31 protein-coding genes are annotated in these 23,706 nt (G+C 64.8%); 14 read left to right on the top strand and 17 right to left on the bottom strand.

Annotation, left to right across the window (positions count from 1 at the left end; genetic code table 11):
• Window positions 1-253 precede the first annotated feature (253 nt).
• Complete coding sequence (locus tag JHC57_RS12675) at window positions 254-709, top strand: Hsp20 family protein (RefSeq protein ID WP_294030401.1); 456 nt, start codon at window positions 254-256, stop codon at window positions 707-709.
• Window positions 710-784: 75 nt separating this feature from the next.
• Here JHC57_RS12675 and JHC57_RS12670 read toward each other — a convergent pair whose 3' ends face one another.
• The 12 genes from JHC57_RS12670 to JHC57_RS12615 all read right to left on the bottom strand — a co-directional run bounded on the left by JHC57_RS12670 (window position 785) and on the right by JHC57_RS12615 (window position 9,107).
• The gene (locus JHC57_RS12670) at window positions 785-1,252 is read right to left on the bottom strand and encodes a GNAT family N-acetyltransferase (protein ID WP_294030400.1); all 468 of its coding nucleotides are present in this window, start codon (window positions 1,250-1,252) and stop codon (window positions 785-787) included.
• Window positions 1,252-2,361, bottom strand: a complete 1,110-nt coding sequence (locus tag JHC57_RS12665) for a M14-type cytosolic carboxypeptidase (RefSeq protein WP_294030399.1) — start codon at window positions 2,359-2,361, stop codon at window positions 1,252-1,254. The genes JHC57_RS12670 and JHC57_RS12665 overlap by 1 nt, the downstream gene beginning before the upstream one ends.
• Entirely contained in the window at window positions 2,358-2,987 is a 630-nt protein-coding gene (locus tag JHC57_RS12660; RefSeq protein ID WP_294030398.1) for a DUF4136 domain-containing protein, read from the bottom strand. Before JHC57_RS12660 ends, JHC57_RS12665 begins: the two co-directional genes overlap by 4 nt.
• Window positions 2,988-3,091: 104 nt before the next feature.
• Window positions 3,092-3,757, bottom strand: a complete 666-nt coding sequence (locus tag JHC57_RS12655) for a cell wall hydrolase (protein WP_294030397.1) — start codon at window positions 3,755-3,757, stop codon at window positions 3,092-3,094.
• Between the two features lie 197 nt (window positions 3,758-3,954).
• Window positions 3,955-4,290 (bottom strand): DUF1491 family protein, encoded by a 336-nt coding sequence (locus tag JHC57_RS12650; RefSeq protein WP_294030405.1) that lies wholly within the window; start codon window positions 4,288-4,290, stop codon window positions 3,955-3,957.
• A 24-nt stretch (window positions 4,291-4,314) separates the two neighbouring features.
• Window positions 4,315-4,779 (bottom strand): PTS sugar transporter subunit IIA, encoded by a 465-nt coding sequence (locus JHC57_RS12645; RefSeq protein ID WP_294030396.1) that lies wholly within the window; start codon window positions 4,777-4,779, stop codon window positions 4,315-4,317.
• Between the two features lie 148 nt (window positions 4,780-4,927).
• Window positions 4,928-5,503 (bottom strand): ribosome-associated translation inhibitor RaiA, encoded by a 576-nt coding sequence (gene raiA, locus JHC57_RS12640; RefSeq protein WP_294030395.1) that lies wholly within the window; start codon window positions 5,501-5,503, stop codon window positions 4,928-4,930.
• A 45-nt stretch (window positions 5,504-5,548) separates the two neighbouring features.
• Window positions 5,549-6,250 (bottom strand): DNA polymerase III subunit epsilon, encoded by a 702-nt coding sequence (gene dnaQ, locus JHC57_RS12635; RefSeq protein WP_294030394.1) that lies wholly within the window; start codon window positions 6,248-6,250, stop codon window positions 5,549-5,551.
• Between the two features lie 19 nt (window positions 6,251-6,269).
• A complete protein-coding gene (coaE, locus tag JHC57_RS12630; protein ID WP_294030393.1) occupies window positions 6,270-6,893 on the bottom strand; it encodes a dephospho-CoA kinase in 624 nt (207 codons plus the stop codon).
• A complete protein-coding gene (gene aroE / locus JHC57_RS12625; protein ID WP_294030392.1) occupies window positions 6,890-7,705 on the bottom strand; it encodes a shikimate dehydrogenase in 816 nt (271 codons plus the stop codon). Before aroE ends, coaE begins: the two co-directional genes overlap by 4 nt.
• Window positions 7,702-8,298 (bottom strand): Maf family protein, encoded by a 597-nt coding sequence (locus JHC57_RS12620; protein ID WP_294030391.1) that lies wholly within the window; start codon window positions 8,296-8,298, stop codon window positions 7,702-7,704. Before JHC57_RS12620 ends, aroE begins: the two co-directional genes overlap by 4 nt.
• The gene (locus tag JHC57_RS12615; protein ID WP_294030390.1) at window positions 8,295-9,107 is read right to left on the bottom strand and encodes a pyruvate, water dikinase regulatory protein; all 813 of its coding nucleotides are present in this window, start codon (window positions 9,105-9,107) and stop codon (window positions 8,295-8,297) included. Before JHC57_RS12615 ends, JHC57_RS12620 begins: the two co-directional genes overlap by 4 nt.
• Before the next feature lie 339 nt (window positions 9,108-9,446).
• On the opposite strand from JHC57_RS12615, the gene hemE reads away from it, so the two are divergent.
• The 6 genes from hemE (at window position 9,447) to JHC57_RS12585 (ending at window position 13,883) form a co-directional block, all read left to right on the top strand.
• Window positions 9,447-10,475 carry a uroporphyrinogen decarboxylase gene (gene hemE / locus JHC57_RS12610; protein WP_294030389.1) on the top strand — a complete coding sequence of 343 codons (1,029 nt, stop codon included), beginning with the start codon at window positions 9,447-9,449 and terminating at the stop codon, window positions 10,473-10,475.
• 3 nt (window positions 10,476-10,478) lie between these two features.
• Window positions 10,479-10,925: a CopD family protein gene (locus JHC57_RS12605; RefSeq protein ID WP_294030388.1), complete on the top strand. Its 447-nt coding sequence runs from the start codon at window positions 10,479-10,481 to the stop codon at window positions 10,923-10,925.
• Between the two features lie 197 nt (window positions 10,926-11,122).
• The gene (rho, locus tag JHC57_RS12600) at window positions 11,123-12,379 is read left to right on the top strand and encodes a transcription termination factor Rho (RefSeq protein ID WP_037557490.1); all 1,257 of its coding nucleotides are present in this window, start codon (window positions 11,123-11,125) and stop codon (window positions 12,377-12,379) included.
• A gap of 9 nt (window positions 12,380-12,388) precedes the next feature.
• The gene (locus tag JHC57_RS12595) at window positions 12,389-12,682 is read left to right on the top strand and encodes an antibiotic biosynthesis monooxygenase (protein WP_294030387.1); all 294 of its coding nucleotides are present in this window, start codon (window positions 12,389-12,391) and stop codon (window positions 12,680-12,682) included.
• Entirely contained in the window at window positions 12,682-13,404 is a 723-nt protein-coding gene (locus tag JHC57_RS12590; protein ID WP_294030404.1) for a TerC family protein, read from the top strand. Before JHC57_RS12595 ends, JHC57_RS12590 begins: the two co-directional genes overlap by 1 nt.
• 92 nt (window positions 13,405-13,496) lie before the next feature.
• Window positions 13,497-13,883: a DUF1489 domain-containing protein gene (locus JHC57_RS12585; RefSeq protein WP_294030386.1), complete on the top strand. Its 387-nt coding sequence runs from the start codon at window positions 13,497-13,499 to the stop codon at window positions 13,881-13,883.
• A 5-nt stretch (window positions 13,884-13,888) separates the two neighbouring features.
• On the opposite strand, the gene JHC57_RS12580 is transcribed toward JHC57_RS12585, so the two are convergent.
• The gene (locus tag JHC57_RS12580) at window positions 13,889-14,080 is read right to left on the bottom strand and encodes a hypothetical protein (protein WP_294030384.1); all 192 of its coding nucleotides are present in this window, start codon (window positions 14,078-14,080) and stop codon (window positions 13,889-13,891) included.
• Between the two features lie 103 nt (window positions 14,081-14,183).
• Here JHC57_RS12580 and JHC57_RS12575 point away from each other — a divergent pair, with 103 nt between their 5' ends.
• Window positions 14,184-14,705, top strand: a complete 522-nt coding sequence (locus tag JHC57_RS12575; protein ID WP_294030383.1) for a MerR family transcriptional regulator — start codon at window positions 14,184-14,186, stop codon at window positions 14,703-14,705.
• On the opposite strand, the gene JHC57_RS12570 is transcribed toward JHC57_RS12575, so the two are convergent.
• The 3 genes from JHC57_RS12570 to JHC57_RS12560 are packed head-to-tail and all read right to left on the bottom strand — an operon-like array spanning window position 14,702 to window position 17,387.
• Complete coding sequence (locus JHC57_RS12570; protein ID WP_294030403.1) at window positions 14,702-16,267, bottom strand: FMN-binding glutamate synthase family protein; 1,566 nt, start codon at window positions 16,265-16,267, stop codon at window positions 14,702-14,704. The two genes, JHC57_RS12575 and JHC57_RS12570, sit on opposite strands and share 4 nt — an antisense overlap.
• A gap of 23 nt (window positions 16,268-16,290) precedes the next feature.
• Window positions 16,291-16,692 carry a nuclear transport factor 2 family protein gene (locus tag JHC57_RS12565; RefSeq protein WP_294030382.1) on the bottom strand — a complete coding sequence of 134 codons (402 nt, stop codon included), beginning with the start codon at window positions 16,690-16,692 and terminating at the stop codon, window positions 16,291-16,293.
• The gene (locus JHC57_RS12560) at window positions 16,689-17,387 is read right to left on the bottom strand and encodes a dienelactone hydrolase family protein (RefSeq protein ID WP_294030381.1); all 699 of its coding nucleotides are present in this window, start codon (window positions 17,385-17,387) and stop codon (window positions 16,689-16,691) included. Before JHC57_RS12560 ends, JHC57_RS12565 begins: the two co-directional genes overlap by 4 nt.
• A 109-nt stretch (window positions 17,388-17,496) precedes the next feature.
• Here JHC57_RS12560 and JHC57_RS12555 point away from each other — a divergent pair, with 109 nt between their 5' ends.
• From JHC57_RS12555 to mnmG, 3 genes are all read left to right on the top strand, one after another.
• Window positions 17,497-17,796: a DUF6489 family protein gene (locus tag JHC57_RS12555; protein ID WP_294030380.1), complete on the top strand. Its 300-nt coding sequence runs from the start codon at window positions 17,497-17,499 to the stop codon at window positions 17,794-17,796.
• 23 nt (window positions 17,797-17,819) lie between these two features.
• Window positions 17,820-19,124: a tRNA uridine-5-carboxymethylaminomethyl(34) synthesis GTPase MnmE gene (gene mnmE, locus JHC57_RS12550; RefSeq protein ID WP_294030402.1), complete on the top strand. Its 1,305-nt coding sequence runs from the start codon at window positions 17,820-17,822 to the stop codon at window positions 19,122-19,124.
• Between the two features lie 75 nt (window positions 19,125-19,199).
• Window positions 19,200-21,068 (top strand): tRNA uridine-5-carboxymethylaminomethyl(34) synthesis enzyme MnmG, encoded by a 1,869-nt coding sequence (mnmG, locus tag JHC57_RS12545; RefSeq protein ID WP_294030379.1) that lies wholly within the window; start codon window positions 19,200-19,202, stop codon window positions 21,066-21,068.
• A gap of 64 nt (window positions 21,069-21,132) precedes the next feature.
• Here the strand turns inward: mnmG and JHC57_RS12540 are convergent, their stop codons facing one another.
• On the bottom strand, window positions 21,133-21,519 hold the full coding sequence (locus JHC57_RS12540; RefSeq protein WP_294030378.1) for a hypothetical protein: 387 nt from the start codon (window positions 21,517-21,519) through the stop codon (window positions 21,133-21,135).
• Between the two features lie 260 nt (window positions 21,520-21,779).
• Here JHC57_RS12540 and rsmG point away from each other — a divergent pair, with 260 nt between their 5' ends.
• The 3 genes from rsmG to JHC57_RS12525 form a co-directional block, all read left to right on the top strand.
• Window positions 21,780-22,445 (top strand): 16S rRNA (guanine(527)-N(7))-methyltransferase RsmG, encoded by a 666-nt coding sequence (gene rsmG, locus JHC57_RS12535; RefSeq protein ID WP_294030377.1) that lies wholly within the window; start codon window positions 21,780-21,782, stop codon window positions 22,443-22,445.
• Window positions 22,442-23,224, top strand: a complete 783-nt coding sequence (locus JHC57_RS12530; protein WP_294030376.1) for an AAA family ATPase — start codon at window positions 22,442-22,444, stop codon at window positions 23,222-23,224. The genes rsmG and JHC57_RS12530 overlap by 4 nt, the downstream gene beginning before the upstream one ends.
• Window positions 23,225-23,706, top strand: a 482-nt coding sequence (locus tag JHC57_RS12525) for a ParB/RepB/Spo0J family partition protein (RefSeq protein ID WP_294030375.1), incomplete at its 3' end; no start/stop codon positions are given.

Here is a 23,706-nt window from a genome sequence, read left to right as displayed (position 1 = left end):
CCGGTGAAGCGGTTTTCGAGATTCCACTGCGACTGGCCGTGACGGATGAGGATGAGCTGGGGCATTTTCGGTCCTTGCGCTGGAGGAGAGTTGCCGCCCTTTAGCGCGGCTTTTCGCCGAACGCCAACCGCCCTCTTGAAATGGTTTCGGCCGCTACCAGATTGCCCCTGTCCGGCCGCCGACACGGGGCCGGGCGGCGATCGCGGCGTGCGCCGCGGTCCCTTTGCTTCGCTTTGCAAGGAAGGAATGCTCCATGCGTAACAGCTTCGACTGGACTCCCTATCGCCGTTCGACCGTCGGGTTCGACCGGTTGTTCGATTTCCTCGAAACCGGCGGGTCGGGCGCCGAAAATTATCCGCCCTTCGACATCGAAAAGGTCGCCGACGACCATTTCCGCATCACGGTTGCCGTCGCCGGCTTCAAGTCCGACGAAATCGACATCACGGCGCAGCAGAATATGCTGACCGTAAGCGGCCGCAAGGCGCCGGTGGCGGAGGGTGAGGCGCGCCAGCTCCTCTATAGCGGCATCGCGACGCGCGCGTTCGAGCGCCGCTTCCAGCTCGCCGACTTCGTGCGGGTGAGCGAGGCCGACCTCGCCGACGGCCTGCTGACCATCGATCTGGTGCGCGAAGTGCCCGAGGCGATGAAGCCACACAAGATCGCGATCGGCGGCAGCGCGCCGGCGATCGAGGACAAGAAGGCCGCGTAAGGCGCGAGCACCTGTCCGAGGCCCTTCGGGGCCCATGAGCGGGGTCCGGAGTCCCTTCCGGACCCCGTTTTCGTTCTAGATCGCGCGTGTCATGAAGCGGCTGAACGGGTCGGGCCGGTAATCGGCAAATGGGTCGCACTCGATGAAACCGTAGCGCCGATACAGCGCCAGCGCGGGCTCGAACGCCCCGCTCGACCCCGTTTCGAGACTGAGCCGTTCGAGACCCCGTTCGCGCGCCGTATCGATGATATGATCGAGCATGCGCGCGGCGACGCCCTGCCGCAGGAAGGCTTCGGCGGTGCGCATCGACTTGATCTCGCCGTGCGCGCTGCCGAGCATCCTGAGCGCGCCGCAGCCCGCAAGCGCGTCACCGCGATGGATCGACCAGAAAGTCACGCCGTCGGCACGCAGTCCGTCGAAATCGAGAAAGTGACAGCTTTCGGCCGGCGAGTTCGCGAGCATGCCCGCGAAGTGCACCTCGAGCAGCGCGCGGATGTCGGCGCCGGACAGATCGTCCTCGACGATCCGCCAGCCGCCGTGCATCAGAGAAGCTGGTCCAGCGTCGCGAGGCACGCGTGCGCGAGCAGCTTCGAACGCTCGGGCGACCAGCCCTGGACGGGATCGGGCAGGTCACGATTGTCCTTGAAGGGCATTTCGAGCGTCATCGACACCGCGCCGAAACGTTCGGCAAGCTGCGTCGTCGACATCGAAAGATTGGCCTGTCCGGGCGCCGACTGTTCGTAGCCGAGGTCAACCTGGAAATCGGGGGTGTTCGCCGCGAGCCCGGTTTCGAACGCCTTGTACTTTTCGGTCTGTTCGGCCTTGAGCGACGGGATGCCTTCGAAGCCCGCGAGGAAGACCGCGGGAATCGCTTCATCGCCATGAACGTCCATCGCCCAGTCGACGCCGCTTTCGTCCATCGCATTGCGCACGGCGAGCACCTCGGGGCTGCGGTCGGCAGTCGGATTGTCCCACTCGCGGTTGAGGTTCACACCCGCATGATTGGTGCGCAGATGGCCGCGACGCGACCCGTCGGGATTCATGTTGGGCACGATATGGAAGCGGCATTTCCGGAGCAACGACCGCGCATGCGGGTCGGCCGAATCGGTGAGCTTTTCGAGCGCGCCTTCCATCCACCATTCGGCCATCGATTCGCCCGGATGCTGGCGCGCATAGAGCCAGACCTGCGTATCGCCGGTACCGAGTTCGAGGCAGTCGATCGGCTGGCCTTCGAGGCTGGTCCCGAGGCAGCGATAGGTGACGCCCTCGCATTCGGCGACCGAGGCGATCAGGTCGTGGTGGCGTTCCATCGAATAGGGCGCGAAATAGGCGATCCAGAGGATCGGGCTTTCGGCGGTGTGCCGGATCGTCAGCGTGCCGGCGTCATAGCCCGTATCGAGGCGGAACCAGGTCTCGCGGTCGTAGCTCGCGCAGGCGGCATAGCCCGGCCAGCCATCGGGATAGGCCGATGTGGCGAGACCGGCGATCGCGAGTTCGAGCGCGTCGCCGACGCTGCACGCGACGCGAAAGTGGAACCACTGGAAAAAATCCGATTCGCGGTCCTTGCGAATCGAAAGGCGCGCCGACGTGCCGTCGACATGTTCCACGACGATATTGCCGCTGTCGAAAGCGGCGTTGATGCTGATGGTCATGGGACGCTGATAGTGCGTCCCGATTCGCCGGGGAAGTCCCTGAATAGGGCTTCGGCCAATTTCGCCGCGGCGAGGCTCGGCTGGTTGGCGGGCGCCTTCACCGGCACCGCCGTCAGCGCGCGGCCTTCCCACAGCGCCTGCCCGCTCGCGGCATCGTCGATGCGCACCGAGAGCTGGAGATCGGCCATTCGCTTGGGCCCTCCGCCGAGATTGATCCCGATGCCGAGCCCGACGCCCGAACCATAGCTGCCCGTCGACCCTCCGACCCCGACCGACACGGGCGAGCGGCGGCCTTCGGGGAGCTGCTCGCTGCGATCGAAGGAAATGCGGACGAGGAGCGGCGCGCGTTCGCCCGAACCCGCCGCCACGAGACCCTGCCGCTGGAGCTGCTGATCGACCGCGGCGCGATAGCTGTTCCATTCGAGCGACGGCATGGCCGCCCCCGGCGCCCCTGTTCCCGGGGCATCGAGCGGCGCGGTCGCGATCGCATAGCGCGTACCCGGAGCCCAGCCGGCAACGGCATTGGTGTGGAAACGGGTGACTTCGACCGGGGGAACCGCGGTGGCGCAGCCGCCAAGGGCGAGCGCCACTGCCAAAAGCAGGGCGGCAGGAAGATGACGCGTCATCCGCGCATCATGCGCCAGCAATCATGGCTTGGCAATGAACGGGATGGGGGACCCATCCGGTTCGCGGGGAGGAAAGGGCGCAGCGTCACGCCGCGCCCATCCGGTCAACGATAGAAGATATGGTTGTCGATCTGCGCGATGCGCGTCTTGCGCCAGCCGGGCGAGACGTAACGGGCATGGAAGAAGAGCGCGCCCGGGGCATGGTTCTTCCACGTGCCGTCGCGCGCGATCTGCGCGATCGCGACCGCATTGTTCCACTGTGCGCCATTGCGGATGGCGGGCATCCTGCCGCCGCGCACGAAGCTGAACTGGCTCTTCTGATGCACGACGCCGCACAGGCTCTTGGGGAAGCGGCCCGACCGGGCGCGGTTGATCACGACATGCGCGACCGCGAGCTGGCCGGGAAGCGATTCGCCGCGCGATTCGAAATAGACCGCGCCGGCGAGGCAGCGCAGTTCGGGGTCGATATCGGCGGGTCTGGGCGTCGCGGCGACGAGTTCGGCAAGCGAATCGGCGGTGACCGGCGCCGGCTTCGGCTCGGGAGCGACATCGTCTTCGATTTTCTTGCTGTCGTCGACCGGCAGCCCGGCATCGGTCGAAAGGTCCGGCGTTTCATCGGCGGCCGGCGCGTCGGCGCCCGGGAGGATGATCGTCGGGATACTGGCGTCGGCAGCAAGATCGCTTGCAAAGCCCGGTTCCGCCAGAAGCAGCATGGAGGCGGCAGTCATGCCCACGGCAGCCATGCCGGCTACGTTCAGAATGCGACTCATAGTGTCCGTCAAAAGTGCGGCCGATGAACCGAACCTCTCAAACCAGGCGGGGGACTATGGTCCAGTATCGCCGCCTGCGGTCATCGTCCGACTGCGTGTCCAAACCGTTTTGCCGGGTGCGTTGCATGGGCAGTGCAACCCGCGGATCGACCTACGCGTTATCGAATGGGCGCGAGCTATTGTGCGCCGCAACAGAGTCAAGTTAACGCGGCCCACTCCGCGACGAGTCGTGGCGCATCTGCGATATCCAGTTCGACGAGCCACATATCGGGATCGGCCTTTCGCCGCCTGTCCTGATAGTTTGCGCGTGATTCACCATCTTTGGGGTCGGCCGGGCCCACCGCCTCCCATATGTAGTTGCCACCTGCCGAAAAACGCCGTTCGAGCAGCGGTCCGGCTTCGCCGCGGTCGCTGCACTGGACGAGAATGACACCCGACGTGTCGTCACCCCTGGCGAGAATCGTCGCAAAGCCACCGGCCGCTTCGGCACGTCGAAGCAGCAGGTCGACAAGAAAGCGGCTTTTGAGCCGCATCACGAGATGGCTCGCGGCGCGGCGTTACGCCGCGTCACGCGTTTCGCTGTCGGCGAGCAGCGCATAGAGCGCTTCGTCGCTCTTCGCGCCGCGCAGCCGGTCGGCGATCGCCTCGTTGCGGAGCATCCGCGACACGCCGGCGAGCGCCTTCAGATGGTCGGCGCCGGCGTCGAGCGGCGACAGAAGGATGAAGAGCAGGTCGACCGGCAAGCCGTCGACGGCGTTGAAATCGATCGGTTTGGCGAGCTGGAGGAACAGGCCGCGCACGCCGCCGAGATCCGCCATCTTGGCATGCGGCAGCGCGATGCCACGGCCGAACCCGGTCGAGCCCAGCCGTTCGCGTTCGAGCAGCGCCTCGCTGACTTCGCCCGCGTCGAGGCCGAGCGAGCGGCTGGCGAGATCGCCCACGAAGGGGAAAAGCGCCTTTTTCGAATCGAGCTGGACGTGCGCACGCACGGTCGCCGGATAGAGAAGGGAAGAAAGATTCATCGTCTGGCCAAATCTTGTTAAACGCCGGCCACCGCCAGGAACTGGTGCTGGCAAGCGGTCGTGGATCTGTCGTGGCAGGCCCCCGCCATCCCGGCTTCGGGCATCGTTGGGCGCGGCCCTTAAGCCGGATGGCGGAGAAAATCCAGCCCTATCGTGGTTCGACCCAGCCGATCGTCCCGTCGTCGCGGCGGTAGACCATATTGTGCGTGCCGGTCTTGCTGTTGACGAAGAGCAGGGCGTTGGTGTTGCGCAGGTCGAGCATCATCACCGCGTCGGAGACGCTGCTGCTGGGGATGTCGACGCGCGTTTCGGCGATAATCGCCGGCGCATCGCCCGCGTCCTCGTCGTCGGAGCTCGCGCCGAAAACGGTGTAGCTGGCGTTGTCCTCGATCTCGTCGACCGTCGGCGACGGCTGCGCGGGACCGTTGTTGCGGTCCTTCAATCGTCGCATATAGCGCCTGAGCTGCTTTTCGATGCGTTCGGCGGCGCCCTCGAACGCGACATGCGCGTCCTGCGCCTGGCCATGCCCCTTGAGCACCAGCCCCTGCATCACATGCGCGACGATGTCGCACTGGAAACTGTCGTGCGGACCTTTTCCGAAGGTCGCGTGCGCCCCGATCGCGCGCGAGAAATATTTGTCGGCAATCGCGTTCATCCGGTCCGACACATGCGCCTGAAGCGCTTCGCCGGTTTCGATCTGGTGGCCAGAGACGCGGATTTCCATTTTTCTTCTCCTTCTTGGCCGGTGCGATGACTCAAGGGAGGGTCATCACACCGTATCGAGCCACAGCGGCTGGTTCAGCCCTGCGACAAATTCGGCGTGCCGCGCGAGTTCGGCGGCCGACGCCTTGTGGGGACGGGGTTCGCGATAGGGGCGATCAGGACCGCGCGAAGCGGCGGGCGCGGCGGTGACCGGCGCAGTGGCGCTCGCGGTCGAGGCGGCAAGCCCGAGCCCGATCTGCCGGCCGCCGGTCATTTCGATATAGAGATGCGCGAGCAGCTCGGCGTCGAGCAGCGCGCCATGCTTGACGCGGTGGCTGCGGTCGATGCCGTAGCGCGTGCAGAGCGCGTCAAGGCTGTGCTTCGCACCCGGATGGAGTTTACGCGCCATCTGGACCGTGCAGCACATGCGCGCCATGTCGAGCGCGCCGCGGCCGGCGCGCGCGAGCTCGGCATTCACGAAGCCGAAGTCGAAGGCGGCGTTATGCGCGACGAGCGGGGCGTCGCCCAGAAATTCGAGCAGTTCGTCGACGCGCGTCGCGAACAGCGGCTTGTCCGACAGAAACTGGATCGACAGGCCGTGGACCGCCTCGGCGGCGGCGGGCATGTCGCGTTCGGGGTTGAAATAGGCGTGAAAGGTGACGCCGGTTTCGCGGCGGTCGATCAGCTCGACACATCCGATTTCGACCAGCCTGTCCCCGCTCCTGGGATCGAAACCCGTGGTTTCGGTATCGAAAATAATCTCGCGCATCGAGGCTTTAATCTGGACCCTATCGGGCGTGGAAACAAGAGGCGATGAATCTTATCTGGCGGTGCGTCTCGCTTTTGGGGCGGCCCGTTTCGATGATGAAATCGGCATGCGACCGCTTGACGCGATCGGGGACCTGCAGACGGCGGATCGCCTTCAGCTTGGCCGCGGTCATGCCGGGGCGGCGCATCACGCGCTTGCGCTGCATCCACGCCGGTGCCGACACGACGGCGATCGCGCCGACCTTGCGCCAGCCGCCCTTTTCGAAAAGCAGGGGAATGTCGAGCACGACGGCATCGCGCGCGCGGTGACGCGCGAGGAAGCGTTTCTGCGCCTTGCCGACGGCGGGATGGACGATCGCCTCCAGCGCCGCGAGTTCGTGGGTGTTGCCGAGGACGCGCGCGCCGAGTTTCTGCCGGTCGACGCCCTCCGGACCGGTGGTGCCGGGAAAACGCGCCTCGATCGCGGCGACGAGCGCGCCGCCCTGTCCCTGCAGCCGGTGCACCTCGGCATCGGCATCGAAGACCGGCACGCCTTCGCGTTCGAACATGGCCGCGGCGGTCGACTTGCCCATGCCGATCGAACCGGTCAGGCCGATGATGAAGGGACGGCGGAGCCGCGAGCCGGGGCGCTTCCGGCCGCTCATGCCATCAGCAGCGCGCGGAGTTCCTCGTCGCGCCCCTCGGGCGGGGCGCTGCCGAAGAAAAGTTCGAAAGCGAGCGCCGCCTGCCCGATCAGCATGTCGAGCCCGTCGACGGTGTCGAGCCCGCGTGCCTCGGCGGTCTGGAGCAGACCCGTCCGGAGCGGCGAATAGACGAGGTCGTAGACGATCGCCTCATCCGGCAGCGGCGACAGGTCGAGGTCGAGCGGCGGATGACCGGACATGCCGAGGCTGCTCGAATTGACGAGCAACGCCGCCGGCGGAAGCTGCGCATCGAGTGCGACGACCTCGCCCCTGAGCCCGAACGTCGCGAGGAGGCCCATTGCTTTCAGCGGGCTGCGATTGAGGATCGTGACATGACCGACCTTCGCGCGGGCGAGCGCGAACAGCACCGCGCGCGCCGCGCCACCGGCGCCGACAACCGCCACCGGCGCGCCTTCGAGGTCGAGCCCGGCGAGTGGCGCATAGAAACCCGCGGCGTCGGTGTTGGTGCCGATCAGCGTCCCGTCCTTTTGCCGGACGAGGGTATTCATCGCGCCGATCGTGCCGCGGACGTTGCCAGGATCGTCGACCAGATCCATCACCGCGAGCTTGTGCGGGATGGTGACGTTGCAGCCGCGCCAGTCGGGATCGTTGCGGCGTTCGGCGACGAAGGCGGCCAGCGCGTCCAGCGTGACATGCGCGCGCCGGTAATCGCCGGCGAGACCGAGCGCCTCGAGCCAGAATCCGTGAATCAGCGGCGATTTCGAGTGCGCGATCGGATCGCCGATCACTTCGGCGTACGGAATATTGCTCATGATGCGGCCAGTCCGGCAGTGCGCAGCCACGCCAGCAGCGGGAGCATCGGCATGCCGATGATGGTCCAGGGGTCGCCCTCGACCCGGTCGAACAATTGCACGCCCGCTCCTTCGATTTCGTAACAGCCGACGGTCCAGCGGATGCTGTCCCAGTTTTGCGCGACATAGTCGGCGATGAAGGCATCCGACAAGGGGCGCATCCAGAGCTTCGCCTCGCCGATCGCACGCCACACGGGGGCGCCGTCGCGCGCAGCGACCGCAGCGCTGAACAGTCGGTGACGCCTGCCCGCCATGCGGCGAAGATGATCGGCGGCCTGTTCGGGGCTTTCGGGTTTCGAAAGCATCACGCCGTCGTCGAGGGCGAGCGTCGAATCGGCACCGATCACGGTCACGCCGGGAAGCCGCGACGAGATTTTGACGGCCTTCGCTTCGGCGAGCGCGTCGGCGATGTTGCGCGGCGTCTGGCCGGCGGCGAGCAGCGAGGCGGTGAGCGCCTCCTCGTCGACATGCGCGGCCGAGGTTTCGAAGGTCAGCCCGGCGGCACGAAACATCGCGGCGCGGCCGCTGCTTTGCGAGGCGAGGAGCAATGTCATGCGTCGTTCCGATCCTCGACGAGCTTGATCACCGCCGCGGCGGTTTCCTCGATCGAGCGGCGTGTAACATCGATCACCGGCCAGCCATTGTCGGCGAACATGCGCCGGGCATAAGCGAGTTCGGCCTTCACGCGTTCGTCGTCGACATAGCTCGTCTCGGGCGCCTGATTGAGCGACAGCAGGCGGTTGCGACGAACCTGCACGAGCCGGTCGAGCCCGGTGGTGAGCCCGACGACCATCGGTCGCTTCAGAGTGAACAGTGCGCCCGGCGGCGGCGATTCGGGGACGATCGGGATATTCGCGGTCTTGAAGCCGCGGTTCGCGAGATAGATGCTCGTCGGCGTCTTCGAGGTCCGCGACACGCCCGCGAGGACGATGTCGGCCTGTTCCCAATTCTCCCAGCCGATGCCGTCGTCGTGCGCGACGGTGAACTGGATCGCCTCGACGCGCGCGAAATAGGCGGCGTCGAGCTGGTGCTGGCGGCCGGGACGCGCCTTGGCTTCCTGTCCGAGCATGCGCGAAAGCGCATCGGTGACCGCGTCGAGCGCCGCCACGGTGGGAAGATTGAGCGTGCTCGCCCTGCGTTCGAGGCTGACGCGCAACTCGCCGTTGACGAGGGTGAAGAGGATCATCCCCGGGCTCGCCTGCACTTCGGCCATGATCCGGTCGAGATGCGATTCCGATCGCACCATCGGCCAGAAATGGCGCACCACCTCGACATCGTCGAACTGCGCGATCGCCGCCTTGGCGATATTTTCGAGTGTCTCGCCCGTGGAGTCGGATATGAGATGCAGGTGAAGCCGGCCCATCGCGGCACCATGGCGGGAAAGCGCCGAAAAAGGCAAGTCGCGAAGCGTCCGGACCGCCTGTGGATAAGTTCAGGCATAAGCGCCGGATGAATTGGACACACAGGTTTCATCCCCGGTCGTGTCGATTCCGCTCCACCCCTTATCCACAAGGGATGACTCTTATCCACAAGCTGTGAATTGCGGGAATGGCAGTCCGCGACTCCGTCGCGTTACCGGCGACGGACAGAGTCAAGCTGTTGGCAAAAGGGACGCCGGAGCCTAAAGCCGCGCTTGTCCGCCGACCTACAAACCACCACAATCCATTTTAATATATATTATGAAGAGAGAAAGAGGGGCCGCGTGAAGGCGTCATCGAAGAAGCTGCTCGCGACGCTGCGCGGGGTGCGGCAGGAACGTCCGCCGCTCTGGCTGATGCGCCAGGCCGGGCGCTATCTGCCCGAATATCGTGCGCTGCGTGAGACCAAGGGCGGTTTCCTCGAACTTTGTTACGATCCCGAGGCTGCGGCCGAAGTCACGCTGCAGCCGATCCGGCGTTTCGGCTTCGACGGTTCGATCCTCTTCTCCGACATTCTCGTCATCCCGCACGCGCTCGGCCAGCATCTGTGGTTCGAGGCGGGCGAAGGTCCGCGGCTGGCCCCGCCGCTTGTCGACAGCGCCCTGACGTCGCTTGAAGCGGCGCACGAGCGGCTCGATCCCGTCTATTCGACGGTGGCGCGGGTTGCGGCGTCGCTGCCTACCGAGACGACCTTTCTGGGCTTCGCGGGGAGTCCATGGACGGTCGCGACCTATATGGTGGCGGGGCAGGGTTCGAAGGACCAGGCCGCGGCGCGGCGCATGGCGTTCGGCGATCCGAAGGCGTTTCAGGCGATCGTCGATGCGATCGTCGATCTCTCCGTCACCTATCTGTCGGGGCAGATCGAGAATGGCGTCGATGCGGTGCAGCTGTTCGACAGCTGGGCGGGCAGCCTGTCGCCCGCGCAATATGAGCAATGGGTGATCGCGCCCAACGCCGCGATCGTGCGGCGGCTGAAAGAACTCCACCCCGACACGCCGGTGATCGGTTTCCCGAAGGGCGCCGGCGGCAAACTCCGCGCCTATGCCGACGAAACCGGGGTCGACGCGATCGGGCTCGACGAGACGGTCGATCCCGCATGGGCCGACGCGGCCTTGCCGCCGCATCTGCCGGTGCAGGGCAATCTCGACCCGCTTGCGCTCGTTGCCGGCGGCGCAGCGCTCGACACGGCGATCGACCGCATCCTTGCGGCTTTCCCCGCCCGACCCCATATCTTCAATCTCGGCCATGGAATCGTGCCCGACACGCCGATCGCCCATGTCGAGCATCTGATCAGACGCGTTCGCGGCGGGTAATCTATGGAACTGGCTGGTTTTCTGGGGGCGACGATGCTTTGGATCAAAGCCGCGCATATCATTTTCGTGATTTTTCTGATGGCCGGCCTGTTCATGATGCCGCGCTTCTTCGTCTATCATCATCAGGCGCCCGTCGGGTCCGACGAGGACAAAAAGTGGATCGAGCGCGAGGACCGGCTGCGGCGGATCATCCTGAACCCGTCGCTGATCATCGTCTGGATCTTCGGGCTGATGCTCGCGTTCAACGGCGATTATTGGCACGAGGGCTGGTTCATCGCCAAATTGCTGCTGGTTGTTGCGCTGTCGGGCTACCACGGCTGGATGATCGGCTATTTCAAGAAGCTCAGGAAAGGCGAGCGTCCGCTGACCGAAAAACAGTTGCGGATGCTCAACGAGGTACCCGGAATCGCCGCGGCGATCATCGTCATCCTCGTGGTCGTGCGCCCCTGACCCATATTCGCCCCGGCTCAGCCCGATTGACTTGATCCCGGGCCGGTTATAGGGGCGATTCAACCCCGTTCCATACGGGCGGCGCGTCCCCCGCGCCGATGCTATCGAAACGGTCGTCCCACGGCCGGATAGGCACCCCAGCGGTGCAAGCGATTACGTCTGATTTTTCTCCCGAATACCTATCTGGAATCCATCCAATGCATCTCAAAGAACTCAAGACCAAAGCGCCCGCCCAGCTTGTCGAAATGGCGGAAGAACTGGGCGTCGAGGGCGCATCGACGCTGCGCAAGCAGGACCTGATGTTCTCGATCCTGAAGGAACTCGCCGAAGAGGGCGAGGAAATCATCGGGTCGGGGACGATCGAGGTTCTCCCGGACTCGTTCGGTTTCCTGCGCTCGTCGGACGCCAATTATCTCGCCGGCCCCGACGACATCTATGTGTCGCCGAACCAGGTCCGCAAATATGGGCTGCGCACCGGCGACACGGTCGAGGGCGAGATCCGCGCGCCGCGCGACGGCGAGCGCTATTTCGCGCTGACCAAGCTGATCAAGGTCAATTTCGACGACCCCGAAGCGGTGCGCCACCGCGTCAATTTCGACAATCTCACCCCGCTCTATCCGAACCAGAAGCTGTCGCTCGACACCGTCGACCCGACCGTCAAGGACAAGTCGGCGCGCGTGATCGACCTCGTCAGCCCGCAGGGCAAGGGCCAGCGCGCGCTGATCGTCGCGCCGCCGCGCACGGGTAAGACCGTTCTCTTGCAGAATATCGCCAAGGCGATCACCGACAATCATCCCGAGGTCTACCTGATCGTCCTCCTCGTCGACGAGCGTCCCGAGGAAGTTACCGACATGCAGCGCAGCGTGAACGGCGAGGTCGTTTCCTCGACCTTCGACGAGCCCGCGACGCGCCACGTCCAGGTCGCCGAAATGGTGATCGAAAAGGCCAAGCGCCTCGTCGAGCACAAGAAGGATGTCGTGATCCTGCTCGACTCGATCACCCGCCTCGGCCGCGCGTACAACACCGTCGTGCCGAGTTCGGGCAAGGTGCTGACCGGCGGTGTCGATGCGAACGCGCTCCAGCGTCCGAAGCGTTTCTTCGGCGCGGCGCGCAACATCGAGGAAGGCGGCTCGCTGTCGATCATCGCGACCGCGCTGATCGATACCGGCAGTCGCATGGACGAGGTCATCTTCGAAGAATTCAAGGGCACGGGTAACTCGGAAATCGTGCTCGACCGCAAGGTCGCCGACAAGCGCATCTTCCCGTCGCTCGACGTCGGCAAGTCGGGCACCCGCAAGGAGGAACTGCTCGTCGAGAAGGACAAGCTCAGCAAGATGTGGGTGCTGCGCCGCATCCTCATGCAGATGGGCACCGTCGACGCGATGGAATTCCTCCTCGACAAGATCAAGGATTCGAAGACCAACGAGGACTTCTTCGACAGCATGAACCAGTAAACCGGCGCAATGGCCGTCGTCGAACATGCGCTGCTTCCCGTCCGCGCGGGCAGCGAAGCGGCGTTCGAGGCGGCCGTCGCCGAGGCGCGACCGCTGATCGAGGCGTCGCCCGGCTTCCTGTCGCTCGAAATTCGCCGCCCGACAGCAACCGGACAGGCTTATCTGCTTTTAGTGAAGTGGAGGTCGGTCGCGGATCATCGCGACGGCTTCCGGCAATCGGATCGCTACCGGCAATGGCGGGCGTTGCTGCATCCTTTTTATGACCCTATGCCAGAGGTCAGCTATTTCGGAGAGCCGCTGTGATTTTGGAATTTCTGACTCAGGCGGCCGCGCACGCCGGCGGTTTCGGCGGACCCGCCGACATGTGGGGCGCGATCGTCAACGATTTCTCGAACATCACCGAGCCCGCGGCATTCGCGGCCTTTCTGCAGGTGCTGATGATCGACCTCGTCCTCGCGGGCGACAATGCGATCGTCGTCGGCGCGCTCGCGGCGGGGCTTCCCGCCGAGCAGCGCAAGAAGGTCATCCTGATCGGCGTGCTCGCGGCACTGGTGCTGCGCATCGCCTTCGCGCTTGTCGTGACGCAGTTGATGCAGATCGTCGGGCTGATCTTCGTCGGCGGCCTTTTGCTGACCTGGGTCGCGTGGAAGATGTGGCGCGAGCTGCGTCACGCCGGCCAGTCGCACGGATCGCCCGAGATCGAAGGTGATGAGCAATCGGGCCTGAAGCCCGCCAAGAGCTTCGCCGGCGCCGCTTGGGCGGTCGCGGTCGCCGATGTCAGCATGAGCCTCGACAATGTGCTTGCCGTCGCGGGTGCGGCGCGCGAGCATCCGGGTATCCTCATCGTCGGGCTGATCTTCGCCGTCGCCCTGATGGGCGTCGCGGCGAACATCATCGCCAAATATATCGAGCGGTACCGCTGGATCGCCTATATCGGCCTCGCGGTGATCGTCTATGTCGCGGTAAAGATGATCTACGAAGGCTGGGTCGACCCCGGCGTCGGGATCGGAACGTTGTTCGGCTGATCGATTGTCAGCGTGAAATGAAAGGGCCAGCCTCGCGAGGGGCTGGCTTTTTCGTGCCGGCTTCCCATCTCGCCATCATGTCCCGGCTTCACATGACCCGCGTCGCCGTCGGCTGCGCCGACTATCCGGCGCTGCAGGCGCGGATCGCCAACTATGCACAGAATGGCGAAATCCGTTTCACGACGCGCTTCAAGCCGAAGCGCGCCGATGAACTGATCGGCGGCAAGCTGCATTTCATCGTCAGGCATACGCTCGTGGCGCGGGTCGAGATATTGCGCTTCGACGATCGCAGCGACGGGCGGATCGATATCGTGTGCGTGGCGAAGCTCGAGCGGATTCATCCGCAGCCGAAACGCGCGCATCAGGGCTGGCGTTATCTGGCCGACAGCGATGCGCCAAAGGGCGTCGACGAAGGCGACGGGCTCGCCGATCTGCCGCCCGAACTCTATCGCGAGCTGGCCGAGCTCAGCCTGATCTAGGGAATCTAATCTAGAAGGGGCGAGCTGGCGTCACGAGAGAACAAATGCGTCAACGGTATCATTCTAGACATCTTGCCGATTAGCTCGCCGCGCTGGCTGGCCTGCCATTCTTCACCAATCTTTTCGTCGGTATCGGACTCGCGCAATTGGCCACGCCAATCGTTCAGATTCATAAAGCGAATTTCAGCGTAAACCATATCGCATCAACCTGTAGCTGGTGGATGAAGAACATGGCACAATATATGGGGTTGCTAATCCGTTCTACTTGAGAATTCTATAGTATTGCGCAATACTACGTTTATGGGCGATGACTTTACTTCTTCAGAAGCAGCCCGCTTGGCGGGCTTTAAGAAGCCGTACATGCTCAATCATCTTGAGCGTGAAGGCATCTTTATCCGCGAAAATTTTGAAGATCGGCGTCACGGACGGGTGCGAAAGTACACCTTTGGCGATGTGATCGTTCTCCGGTCTATCAACAGAATGCTTGAGCTTGGCGCTCGGCCAGCCCGGATAAGATCCGTGATCCAAGAACTCACGAAAATGAAGGGATTCACGGACGCTAGAGAAGCTTCAGAATTCGCGGCCCGTGCTTTGGGGACCAGCCTTTTTGTCAGCAGAACGGAAGCTTTCCTTATTGAAAGTGATCAGAAAGTTCTGGAACTGTTGAAAGGTGGTCAGATGGCTTTTGGGTTTTTCTTGACCGTCAAAGAAATCTCGCAGGAAGTAATCGAGGTTGTTGAGCTCTACACCCGAGCGAGGAGTAACAATCTGAAGGTTGATATGCCTATCCTCGACGACCTCTGCGCGGAGAGGGGCATCTAGAGTGCCGCGCGGAAGCTGTCGGCGCGCGCCATCGCCCAGTAGCGCGCGCCCGCGACCGATCCCGGATCCTCGAGCAGCACGCCGCGCGCGTAGAATTTATAGATGCGGTCGATCGAATCCGAGCGCGCCGAGTTCAGCCGTTCGTGGAGATGATGCGGCTGGATCTGCCAGGGCGATTCGAGCCCCATTGCCGAGCTGATATCCCATAGCGCGTTGACCGTCGCCGCCTGAAAACGGCGCACGCGCTCCGCCTTGTCCTCTACGACCAGTCCGCGCTGGCGGCCGGGATCCTGCGTGGCGACGCCGGTGGGACACTGGCCGGTATGGCATTTGAGCGACTGGACGCAGCCCAGGGTGAACATGAAGGCGCGTGCGGCGTTCGACCAGTCGGCGCCCAATGCGCAATTCATCGCAAGCCCCGCGCCCGAATGGACCTTTCCCGACGCGGCGACCCTGATCTCTTCCTTGAGCCCGCAGCCGACGAGCGCGTTACGCACGAAGATGAGGCCCTCTCTCAATGGCATGCCGATGCTGTTCGAAAATTCGACCGGTGCGGCGCCGGTGCCGCCCTCGGCGCCGTCGACGACGATGAAATCGAGGCGAATGCCGGTTTCGATCATCGCCTTCATGACGGCATAGATTTCGTGCGGCTGGCCGACGCACAATTTGATCCCGACGGGCTTTCCGCCCGAATATTCGCGCAGTTTTGCAGCCCACTCGACCATTTCGATCGGGGTCGAGAAGGCCGAGTGCGAGGCGGGCGAGATGCAGTCATGGCCTTCGCGAACACCGCGCGTCGCCGCGATTTCGCTGCTGACCTTTGGGCCCGGGAGGACGCCGCCGTGGCCGGGCTTCGCGCCCTGGCTGAGCTTGATCTCGATCATCCGGATCTGGTCGTTTTGCGCGGCATCGCGAAAGCGTGCGGGATCGAAACGGCCGTCATCGTCACGGCAGCCGAAATAGCCGCTGCCGAGTTCCCACACGACGTCGCCGTCGTGGATGCGGTGATAGGGGCTGAATCCGCCTTCGCCGGTGTCGTGATAGAAATTCCCCATCCTTGCGCCGCGATTGAGCGCCTCGATCGCGTTGGCGCCGAGCGAACCGAAGCTCATCGCCGAAATGTTGAGCGGGGCGGCTGCGTAGGGGCGGGTGCATTGCGAGCTGCCGACCGGCACACGCTGCGTGCGGTCGGGCCCGGAAACCGGCGCGATGCTGTGGCTCATCCACTCATATTCGTCCGAATAGACGTCGAGCTCGGTGCCGAAGGGATGGCTGTCGAGTTCGCCCTTGGCGCGCGCATAGACGATATCGCGCTCGGCGCGCGTGAAAGGTCGCCCGTCGAACGGACCTTCGACGACATAGGCGTAGAGGAAGGGGCGAACTTCCTCGAACAGCCAGCGGATGCGCGCGACCAGCGGAAAGTTGCGGCGGAGGCTGTGATGGCGCTGGACCGCATCATGGGCGGCGATGAGGAGGAGCGGGACCCAGAGCAGCAGCGTCCAGCGTGCGGGCGCCCACCACGCCGCGAACGCCGCCGAGGCGAGGAGGACGGGGAAGGCGATCCAGCGGAGCAATGTACGGCCCGTTATCGACCCGCCTGTTCCGCGAGCATGTCCGCCATCTTTTCCCATACCTTGTTGATCGCCTTGAGCGGGCGAACCATCACCTTGAAATCGCTTATCTTTCCTTCATGGTTCCAGCGGATGATGTCGACGCCGTTGATCCGGATGCCGTCGAGTTCGCTCTGGAACTCGAGCATCGCCTGATCGCCGTCGACGATCTCGCGCAGATAGCGGAAATCGTCGCCGCCGAGGACGTGGCTTGCGGCATGGAGATAGGCGAAGACCTTGTCGCGGCCCTCCTGCGGCGTGTGCACGACGGGCGAATGGAACACCGCATCCTCGGCGAGCAGTTCCCTGAGCGCCTGCGGGTCGCCGCCGCCCGTCATATAGGCGTGCCAGGCGGCGAGACCGGGATGTGCGCTCATGCCAGATGCTCGGCGAAGAAGGCGCGGGTGCGGCCGTCGGCGAGCTGCGCGCCTTCCTCGTTGCGGCGATTGCCCATCGTCGCCGCGAAGCCATGATCGAGCCCCGCATAGTGGTGCAGCGTGACCTTCGGATGCGGATCGAGCCCTTCGTGGATCTTCTTCTGCGCCTCATGATCGACCAGATGGTCCTCGGTGGGGATATGAAGCATCAGCGGACGGGCGATCGCGTGGCTTTCGTTCAGCATCTGGTCGATCATGACGCCATAATAGCCGACCGACGCGTCGATATCGGTGCGCGCCGCGGTCATATAGGCGAGGCGACCGCCGAGGCAAAAGCCGACGGCGCCGACCTTGCCCGCGCCCTGACCGTGCAGCCAGCGGATCGCGGCCTCGATATCCTTCACCCCGTCGTCGGCATCATATTGGCCGAAATAGCCGAAGGCTTCCTGCAGTTCGGATTCGACGTCGGGGTTGAGTTCGACTCCGGGGGCGAAGCGCCAGAAGATATCCGGTGCGATCGCCAGATAGCCTTCGGCCGCCCAATCGTCGCATTTCTTGCGAATCCCTTCGTTGATCCCGAAAATTTCGGGGATGACGATGATCGCGCGCGAACTGTCGGCGTCGGGACGCGCGACATAGGCGGGAATTTCGTTCGCTCCGTCGAGCGCGGGGATCGAGGTGTTGGTCGCGGCCATGCGGGGAGCTCTCCTGTCTCTTGCTTCTTTACTGTGAAAGCGCGAAGCTAGCGGGGCTATGGGCATGGCTCAAGCGGCTAACCGGCATTTTTCGGGGCGGAGACAGGCGATGAAGTTCAATATCGAGATCGATTGCACCCCCGAGGAGGCCCGGCGCCTGTTCGGGCTTCCCGACCTCGAGCCGCTGCACGATATCTACCTCGACCGCGTCAAGGAATTGATGGCGAAGGGGATCACCCCCGACGTGGTGCAGTCGATGGTCAAGACGTGGGTGCCGATGGGCGGCAGCGGGCTCGAGCTTGTCCAGTCGCTGCTCGGTCAGTTCGGCGGCGGGTTGATGGGCGGCGCGTCGAAGGCCGCGGACAAGGCCGACGAAGACGACAAGCCCGCCAAGGGGCGCAAGAGCTGAACCAGGCGTTTGCAGGAGATACGATTTTTGCGCTGTCGAGCGGGATGCCGCCGGCGGCGATCGGCGTCGTGCGCATCAGCGGGCCACAGGCGCGTGACGCGCTGACGATGCTGGCGGGGCGGTTGCCGGCAGCTCGGCAGGCTTCGCTTGCGGACCTGCGCGACAGCGCGGGCGCGGCGCTGGATCGCGCGCTGATCTTGTGGTTTCCGGGACCGGCGACGGCGACGGGCGAGGATCTGGCCGAGCTGCATTTGCACGGCGGCCGCGCGGTGGTCGCGGCGGTCGAGGCGGCGCTGGGTGCGATGCCCGGATTGCGGCCCGCGATCGCCGGCGAGTTTACCCGAAGGGCGTTCGACAATGGCCGGATCGACCTTGCCGAGGCCGAGGGGCTCGCCGATCTGCTGGCGGCGGAGACCGAGAGCCAGCGGGTACAGGCCTTGGGGCACGCGAGCGGGCATGTTTCGCGCGCGGTCGCCGGATGGCAGGAGCGGTTGCTCGGGTTGATGGCGGGTGCCGAGGCCGAGCTCAATTTTGCCGACGAGGATGATGTCGAAACGGGCGACGCGGTCGCGCGGCGTCTGATGTCGGGAATGGCGGAGCTTTCGGCCGAGCTGGGAGCCTGGCTGGCGCGGCCGGCGGCGGAGGTGATCGCCGAGGGGCTGTCGGTGGTGATCGCGGGGCCGCCGAACGCCGGAAAATCAACCTTGATCAATGCCTTGGCGCAGCGCGAGCTGGCGATCGTGTCGCCGGTCGCGGGAACGACGCGCGATGTGATCGAGACGCCGCTGGCGCTCGACGGGATCGCGATGCGCTTTTCGGACACCGCAGGGCTTCGCGGCGAAGGCGCCGATGTTATCGAGGCAATCGGGATCGACCGCGCGAAGGCGGCGGTCGCAGGCGCCGATATCCTGCTGTGGCTCGGAGCACCGAAAGATGCGCCCGCGCATCCGCGCTGTATCGTCATCGCGGCGCAGGCCGATCGCTGGCACGGCGATGCCGCTGCCGAAGCCGAAGCGGCGCATTGCGACCTTGCCCTGTCGGCGGCGACCGGCGAAGGGATGGACAAGCTCCACAAATATATCGTCGAGATGGCGCGGACGCTGCTGCCGCGCGAGGGAGAGGCGGCGCTGCGTCAGCGGCAGCGCGCCGCATTAGCCGAAGCGAAACAATGGCTTGAAGTCGAAACGGGGTCGCGCGAAGCGAGCGATCTGATCCTGCTCGCCGAGCGGCTCAGGCTCGCGGCGACGGCGCTCGACCGCATCACGGGACGCGCGGGAGTCGAGGAGATGCTCGACGCCTTGTTCGGGCGCTTCTGCATCGGGAAATGATGTTCCACGTGAAACATCGCATCGGTCGCGATGCGGTGGATTCGATGCGGGCTTTGCGCTAAGGGCGCCGCAATTATGCAGGATAGCAGAGCTTTCGATGTCATCGTCATCGGCGGTGGGCACGCCGGGACCGAGGCCGCTGCGGCCGCGGCACGGCTCGGCGCGCGCGTCGCGCTCGTCAGCTTCGATCCTGCACTGATCGGGACGATGTCGTGCAACCCGGCGATCGGCGGACTCGGCAAGGGCCATCTGATGCGCGAGGTCGACGCGCTCGACGGCTGGATGGCGCGCGCGGCCGACAACGCGGCGATCCATTACCGTATGCTCAACGCGTCGAAGGGCGCGGCCGTGCAGGGGCCGCGCATCCAGGCCGACCGCAAACTCTATCGCGAAGCGATCCAGAATCTGCTTGCGGCCGAGGACGGCATCGCCGTCGCCGCGGGCGAGGCGGCGGCGCTGCGGTTGGCCGATGACGGACGCGTCGAGGGACTCGAACTCGCCGACGGCGCGGTGCTGACGGCGGGTGCGGTCGTACTCGCGACCGGGACCTTTCTCGGCGGACGGCTGTTCCGCGGCGAGGAGCGGATGGAGGGCGGGCGCATCGGCGAGGCCGGGGCGCACCGGCTCGCGCAGCAATTGCGCGCCGCGGGACTGCCGATGGCGCGGCTCAAGACGGGGACGCCGCCGCGGCTCGACGGGCGGACGATCGACTGGGCGCGGCTCGACGAGCAGGCGTCGGACAGCGCCGAAGGCGCGGCGTGGACCTGTTCCACGTGGAACAGCGGGCGGACGGTGCCGCAGATTTTCTGTGCGATCACGCGCACCAACAGCGAGAGTCACGCGATCATCGCGGCGAATCTCGATCGCTCGCCCTTGTTCACCGGTGCAATCGGCGCGGCGGGACCGCGCTACTGTCCGTCGATCGAGGACAAGATTCACCGCTTCGCCGACCGCGACGGGCATCAGGTGTTTCTCGAACCCGAAGGGCTCGACAGTTTCCTTGTCTATCCGAACGGTATTTCGACCTCGCTGCCCGCCGATGTTCAGCTCACCATGTTGCGAACGATGGAGGGGCTCGAGACGGTCGAGATGGTCGTTCCGGGCTATGCGGTCGAATATGATCATATCGATCCGCGCGCGCTCGACCGGACCTTGCAGATTCGCGCGATCCCCGGTGTGTGGTGTGCGGGGCAGATCAACGGCACGACCGGATATGAGGAAGCGGCGGCACAGGGGCTGGTGGCGGGCGCCAATGCCGCGCTGGCGGCGCTCGGCCGCGATCCGCTGATCCTCGATCGGTCCGAATCCTATATCGGGGTGATGGTCGACGATCTGGTGCTGCAAGGAGTGACCGAACCCTATCGGATGCTCACCGCGCGTGCCGAATATCGGCTGCGGCTGCGCGCCGACAATGCCGCGACGCGGCTGACGCCGAAGGGGATCGCGCTGGGGCTGGTGCGGCCGGGGACGGCGAAGCTGTTCGCGGCGCGGGAGGCCGAGCGGGCGCGGGCGGAGGCGCTGCTCGATGTAGCGGTGACCACCGCCGATTATGCCGCGGTGGCGCTCGCGCTGCCAGGCGACGGGATTGCGCGGAAGCGAATCGAGCTTCTGCGCTACCCTGACATGTCGATGGCGCGGTTGGCTGTGCTCGCGCCGGAGCTCGAATCGATCGATCCGTCGACCCTGTCCGAGGTCGCCGAAGATGCGCATTATGCGCCCTATATTGCGCGGCAGGAGGCCGAGCTGCGCGCGCTCGCGGCGAACGAGGCGATCATGCTGGATCCGGCGCTCGATTATGGGGCGATCGGCGGGCTGTCGCGCGAGATGGTCGAGCGATTGACCAAAGCGCGGCCCGAGACATTGGGGCAGGCGGCACGCATCGACGGGGTGACGCCGGCGGCGCTGACCGCGATCATGGTGCACAGCCGGCGGCGGGCGGCCTGAGGGCAAGCGATTCGCGATTTTGGTAAAGCGCGGTTCCTTCGCGAAGGAAGGAGGCCGCGGCCGTTCAGCAGGGCGTGTCGGAGAATGGATAGGCCGCAACCTGATACTCATCCTGGTACACAATGTAGCCGGGCCGCTTCGTCCGAAGCATCTCGACCTGCAGGCCGTATATTTCGAGGATATTCTGATACTCGCGGATGCGATCAATATGTTCGGTAGCCGAGTCGCGAAACCAGCTTAGAGCTTGAGCTTTTGCGTGAGGTCGCTGTGACACCGCAAAGCGCGCGGGCACGGGCAAGTGCTGCTTGAACCAGCGATATATTTGCTCCAGACGCTCTTGGTCGAGCGGGTTCATCCGCCCGCTGTCGATCAGAGCGGCGCTCGCCTGAAACAGCCCCTGTCGGCGTCCCGAGTCGGCATCGAGGCCGGCAATCACAAACCGGATGAACATGGAATGTGGCTAACGGCAGAGTGTCGCCGAGGGAATGGTCTTACTGTTCATTTTTCGGCTGCTTGTCATCCCCGACCTAGAGATTCATCGCTTTTCGTTGTCGCTGGAATTCCCCGATCAGTCGGGCGGAGCACCGGCCCCGCCGAGGGTGGCGATAATGGGGAAGCGGGGTTTCAATATTCGGGGCAAAGGCGCAAAGGCGACGAAGCTCAAGCTGATTCCCGTGTTCACGGGAATGACGAAATGGAGGCCAGACGGCGGTGAGTTCCGGTGATGGAGTTCTGGAAAATGAGGAAGAGGCTCGGGCGTGGATAGCGGGTGCTCTCTCACCGACCTCGGCGCAATGGGCCGGTCTCGAGCGTTTTGCGGGGATGCTCATCGCCGAGAATGAGCGGCAGAATCTGATCGCCGCGTCGACGATCCCGACGATCTGGGTGCGGCATATCGCGGACAGCGCGCAATTGCTTTCGTTCGATGGGCGCGCGGGCGAAGAACTCTGGATCGACCTGGGAAGCGGGCCCGGGTTGCCCGGGCTGGTCGTTGCCATTTTGAGTGCGCGACCGATGCTGCTCGTCGAAGCGCGCAAGAGGCGGTGCGAGTTTTTGCGCGCGGCCGTGGGCGCGCTGGGGCTGGACCATGTCGAGATCGCCGAGGCGCCGCTGGAGCGCGTCGTAACGCGCCCCGCAGCGACGATCAGCGCGCGCGCCTTCGCCCCGCTCGACAGGCTCATCGACTTATCCGCCCGTTTTTCCACCGAATCGACGCACTGGTTGCTGCCAAAGGGCCGAAATGCGGTTAAGGAACTGGCATTGCTGCCTGAGCCATGGCAGAGAATGTTCCACGTGGAACAGAGCCGCACCGACGCCGAGAGCCAGATTTTGGTGGGCGTCGGAAAAATGGTGGCGAAACAGCGAGGAAAGCGATGATCCGCATTGCCGTGGCGAACCAGAAGGGCGGGGTCGGCAAGACGACGACGGCTATCAATCTGGCAACCGCGCTCGCGGCGACCGGCTGGCGCACGCTGATCATCGATCTCGATCCGCAGGGCAACGCTTCGACGGGGCTCGGAATCAAGCAATCGCAACGCGAATGTTCGAGCTATGAATTGCTGCGTGGCGACGCGACGCTTGCCGAGTGCGCAATCCCGACCGCGGTGCCACGGCTCGACATCGTCACCGCGACCGTCGACCTGTCGGGTGCGGAGATCGAGCTGATCGAATTTCAGGACCGGCTGCACCGGCTTCAGCAGGCGTTGTCGAGCGCCGAAGCGGGGCAGTGGGACATCTGCCTGATCGATTGCCCGCCATCGCTCGGCATGCTGACATTGAATGCACTGATCGCCGCCGAATCGCTGATCGTGCCGCTGCAATGCGAATTTTTCGCGCTCGAGGGGCTCAGCCAGCTGCTGACCACGGTCGAGCGCGTGCGCGAGCGCTTCAACCAGAAACTGTCGATCCTGGGCGTCGCGCTGACCATGTTCGACCGGCGCAACCGGCTGACCGACCAGGTATCGGACGATGTGCGCGAGGTGCTGGGCCCCGTGGTGTTCGACACGGTGATCCCGCGCAACGTCCGCCTGTCCGAAGCGCCGAGCCATGGGCTGCCGGCGCTGATTTATGATCATCGCTGCGCGGGGTCGGCGGCCTATATCGCGCTGGCGCGCGAACTGATCGACCGGCTTCCTGAAATCCGCAAGGCAGCTTAAATGTCTGATAACGAAAAAGAAAGTGGCGTAACGCCGATTCGCAAGCGGCCATCGGGGCTGGGCCGCGGGCTGAATGCGCTGTTCGGCGATGCCGCGGTCGAGGCGCCGGTGCTCGCGACGCAGGGCGGCGCAGCGCGCGCGGCACCGGTGTCGGGCGACGCCGTGCAGCATGTCCCCGTCGGGGCGATCCGCCCGCTGCCGGGGCAGCCGCGGCGCCATTTCGACGAGACCGCGATCGCCGAGCTGGCCGATTCGATTGCGCTCCGCGGTCTGTTGCAACCGATTATCGTCCGCCGGGCGCCAGACGGCGACGGCTATCAGCTCGTTGCGGGCGAACGGCGCTGGCGCGCCGCGCAGCGCGCAGGGCTGCACCAGATTCCCGCGCTCGTGCGCGAGCTCGACGATGCGGCGACCTATGAGATCGCGCTGGTCGAGAATATCCAGCGGCAGGACCTCAACGCGATCGAAGAGGCGAGCGCCTA

Source organism: Sphingopyxis sp. (genome assembly GCF_016463645.1).
Taxonomy (GTDB): Bacteria; Pseudomonadota; Alphaproteobacteria; order Sphingomonadales; family Sphingomonadaceae; genus Sphingopyxis.
This window is presented reverse-complemented; position numbering and strand designations above follow the sequence as displayed.

Bases quoted from the DNA above. Each gene is read 5' to 3' on its own strand.
- rho (WP_037557490.1), top strand. From the start codon at position 11,123: ATGCATCTCAAAGAACTCAAGACCAAAGCGCCCGCCCAGCTTGTCGAA.
- JHC57_RS12555 (WP_294030380.1), top strand. From the start codon at position 17,497: ATGAAGTTCAATATCGAGATCGATTGCACCCCCGAGGAGGCCCGGCGC.
- raiA (WP_294030395.1), bottom strand. From the start codon at position 5,503: ATGGAAATCCGCGTCTCTGGCCACCAGATCGAAACCGGCGAAGCGCTT.
- JHC57_RS12670 (WP_294030400.1), bottom strand. From the start codon at position 1,252: ATGCACGGCGGCTGGCGGATCGTCGAGGACGATCTGTCCGGCGCCGAC.
- dnaQ (WP_294030394.1), bottom strand. From the start codon at position 6,250: ATGCGCGAGATTATTTTCGATACCGAAACCACGGGTTTCGATCCCAGG.
- JHC57_RS12575 (WP_294030383.1), top strand. From the start codon at position 14,184: ATGGGCGATGACTTTACTTCTTCAGAAGCAGCCCGCTTGGCGGGCTTT.
- JHC57_RS12540 (WP_294030378.1), bottom strand. From the start codon at position 21,519: ATGTTCATCCGGTTTGTGATTGCCGGCCTCGATGCCGACTCGGGACGC.
- aroE (WP_294030392.1), bottom strand. From the start codon at position 7,705: ATGAGCAATATTCCGTACGCCGAAGTGATCGGCGATCCGATCGCGCAC.
- JHC57_RS12605 (WP_294030388.1), top strand. From the start codon at position 10,479: ATGGAACTGGCTGGTTTTCTGGGGGCGACGATGCTTTGGATCAAAGCC.
- JHC57_RS12675 (WP_294030401.1), top strand. From the start codon at position 254: ATGCGTAACAGCTTCGACTGGACTCCCTATCGCCGTTCGACCGTCGGG.
- coaE (WP_294030393.1), bottom strand. From the start codon at position 6,893: ATGAGCGGCCGGAAGCGCCCCGGCTCGCGGCTCCGCCGTCCCTTCATC.
- JHC57_RS12560 (WP_294030381.1), bottom strand. From the start codon at position 17,387: ATGGCCGCGACCAACACCTCGATCCCCGCGCTCGACGGAGCGAACGAA.
- JHC57_RS12615 (WP_294030390.1), bottom strand. From the start codon at position 9,107: ATGGGCCGGCTTCACCTGCATCTCATATCCGACTCCACGGGCGAGACA.
- JHC57_RS12565 (WP_294030382.1), bottom strand. From the start codon at position 16,692: ATGAGCGCACATCCCGGTCTCGCCGCCTGGCACGCCTATATGACGGGC.
- JHC57_RS12580 (WP_294030384.1), bottom strand. From the start codon at position 14,080: ATGGTTTACGCTGAAATTCGCTTTATGAATCTGAACGATTGGCGTGGC.
- JHC57_RS12655 (WP_294030397.1), bottom strand. From the start codon at position 3,757: ATGAGTCGCATTCTGAACGTAGCCGGCATGGCTGCCGTGGGCATGACT.
- JHC57_RS12650 (WP_294030405.1), bottom strand. From the start codon at position 4,290: ATGCGGCTCAAAAGCCGCTTTCTTGTCGACCTGCTGCTTCGACGTGCC.
- mnmG (WP_294030379.1), top strand. From the start codon at position 19,200: ATGCAGGATAGCAGAGCTTTCGATGTCATCGTCATCGGCGGTGGGCAC.
- JHC57_RS12595 (WP_294030387.1), top strand. From the start codon at position 12,389: ATGGCCGTCGTCGAACATGCGCTGCTTCCCGTCCGCGCGGGCAGCGAA.
- JHC57_RS12620 (WP_294030391.1), bottom strand. From the start codon at position 8,298: ATGACATTGCTCCTCGCCTCGCAAAGCAGCGGCCGCGCCGCGATGTTT.
- JHC57_RS12660 (WP_294030398.1), bottom strand. From the start codon at position 2,987: ATGACGCGTCATCTTCCTGCCGCCCTGCTTTTGGCAGTGGCGCTCGCC.
- JHC57_RS12665 (WP_294030399.1), bottom strand. From the start codon at position 2,361: ATGACCATCAGCATCAACGCCGCTTTCGACAGCGGCAATATCGTCGTG.
- JHC57_RS12645 (WP_294030396.1), bottom strand. From the start codon at position 4,779: ATGAATCTTTCTTCCCTTCTCTATCCGGCGACCGTGCGTGCGCACGTC.
- JHC57_RS12530 (WP_294030376.1), top strand. From the start codon at position 22,442: ATGATCCGCATTGCCGTGGCGAACCAGAAGGGCGGGGTCGGCAAGACG.
- JHC57_RS12585 (WP_294030386.1), top strand. From the start codon at position 13,497: ATGACCCGCGTCGCCGTCGGCTGCGCCGACTATCCGGCGCTGCAGGCG.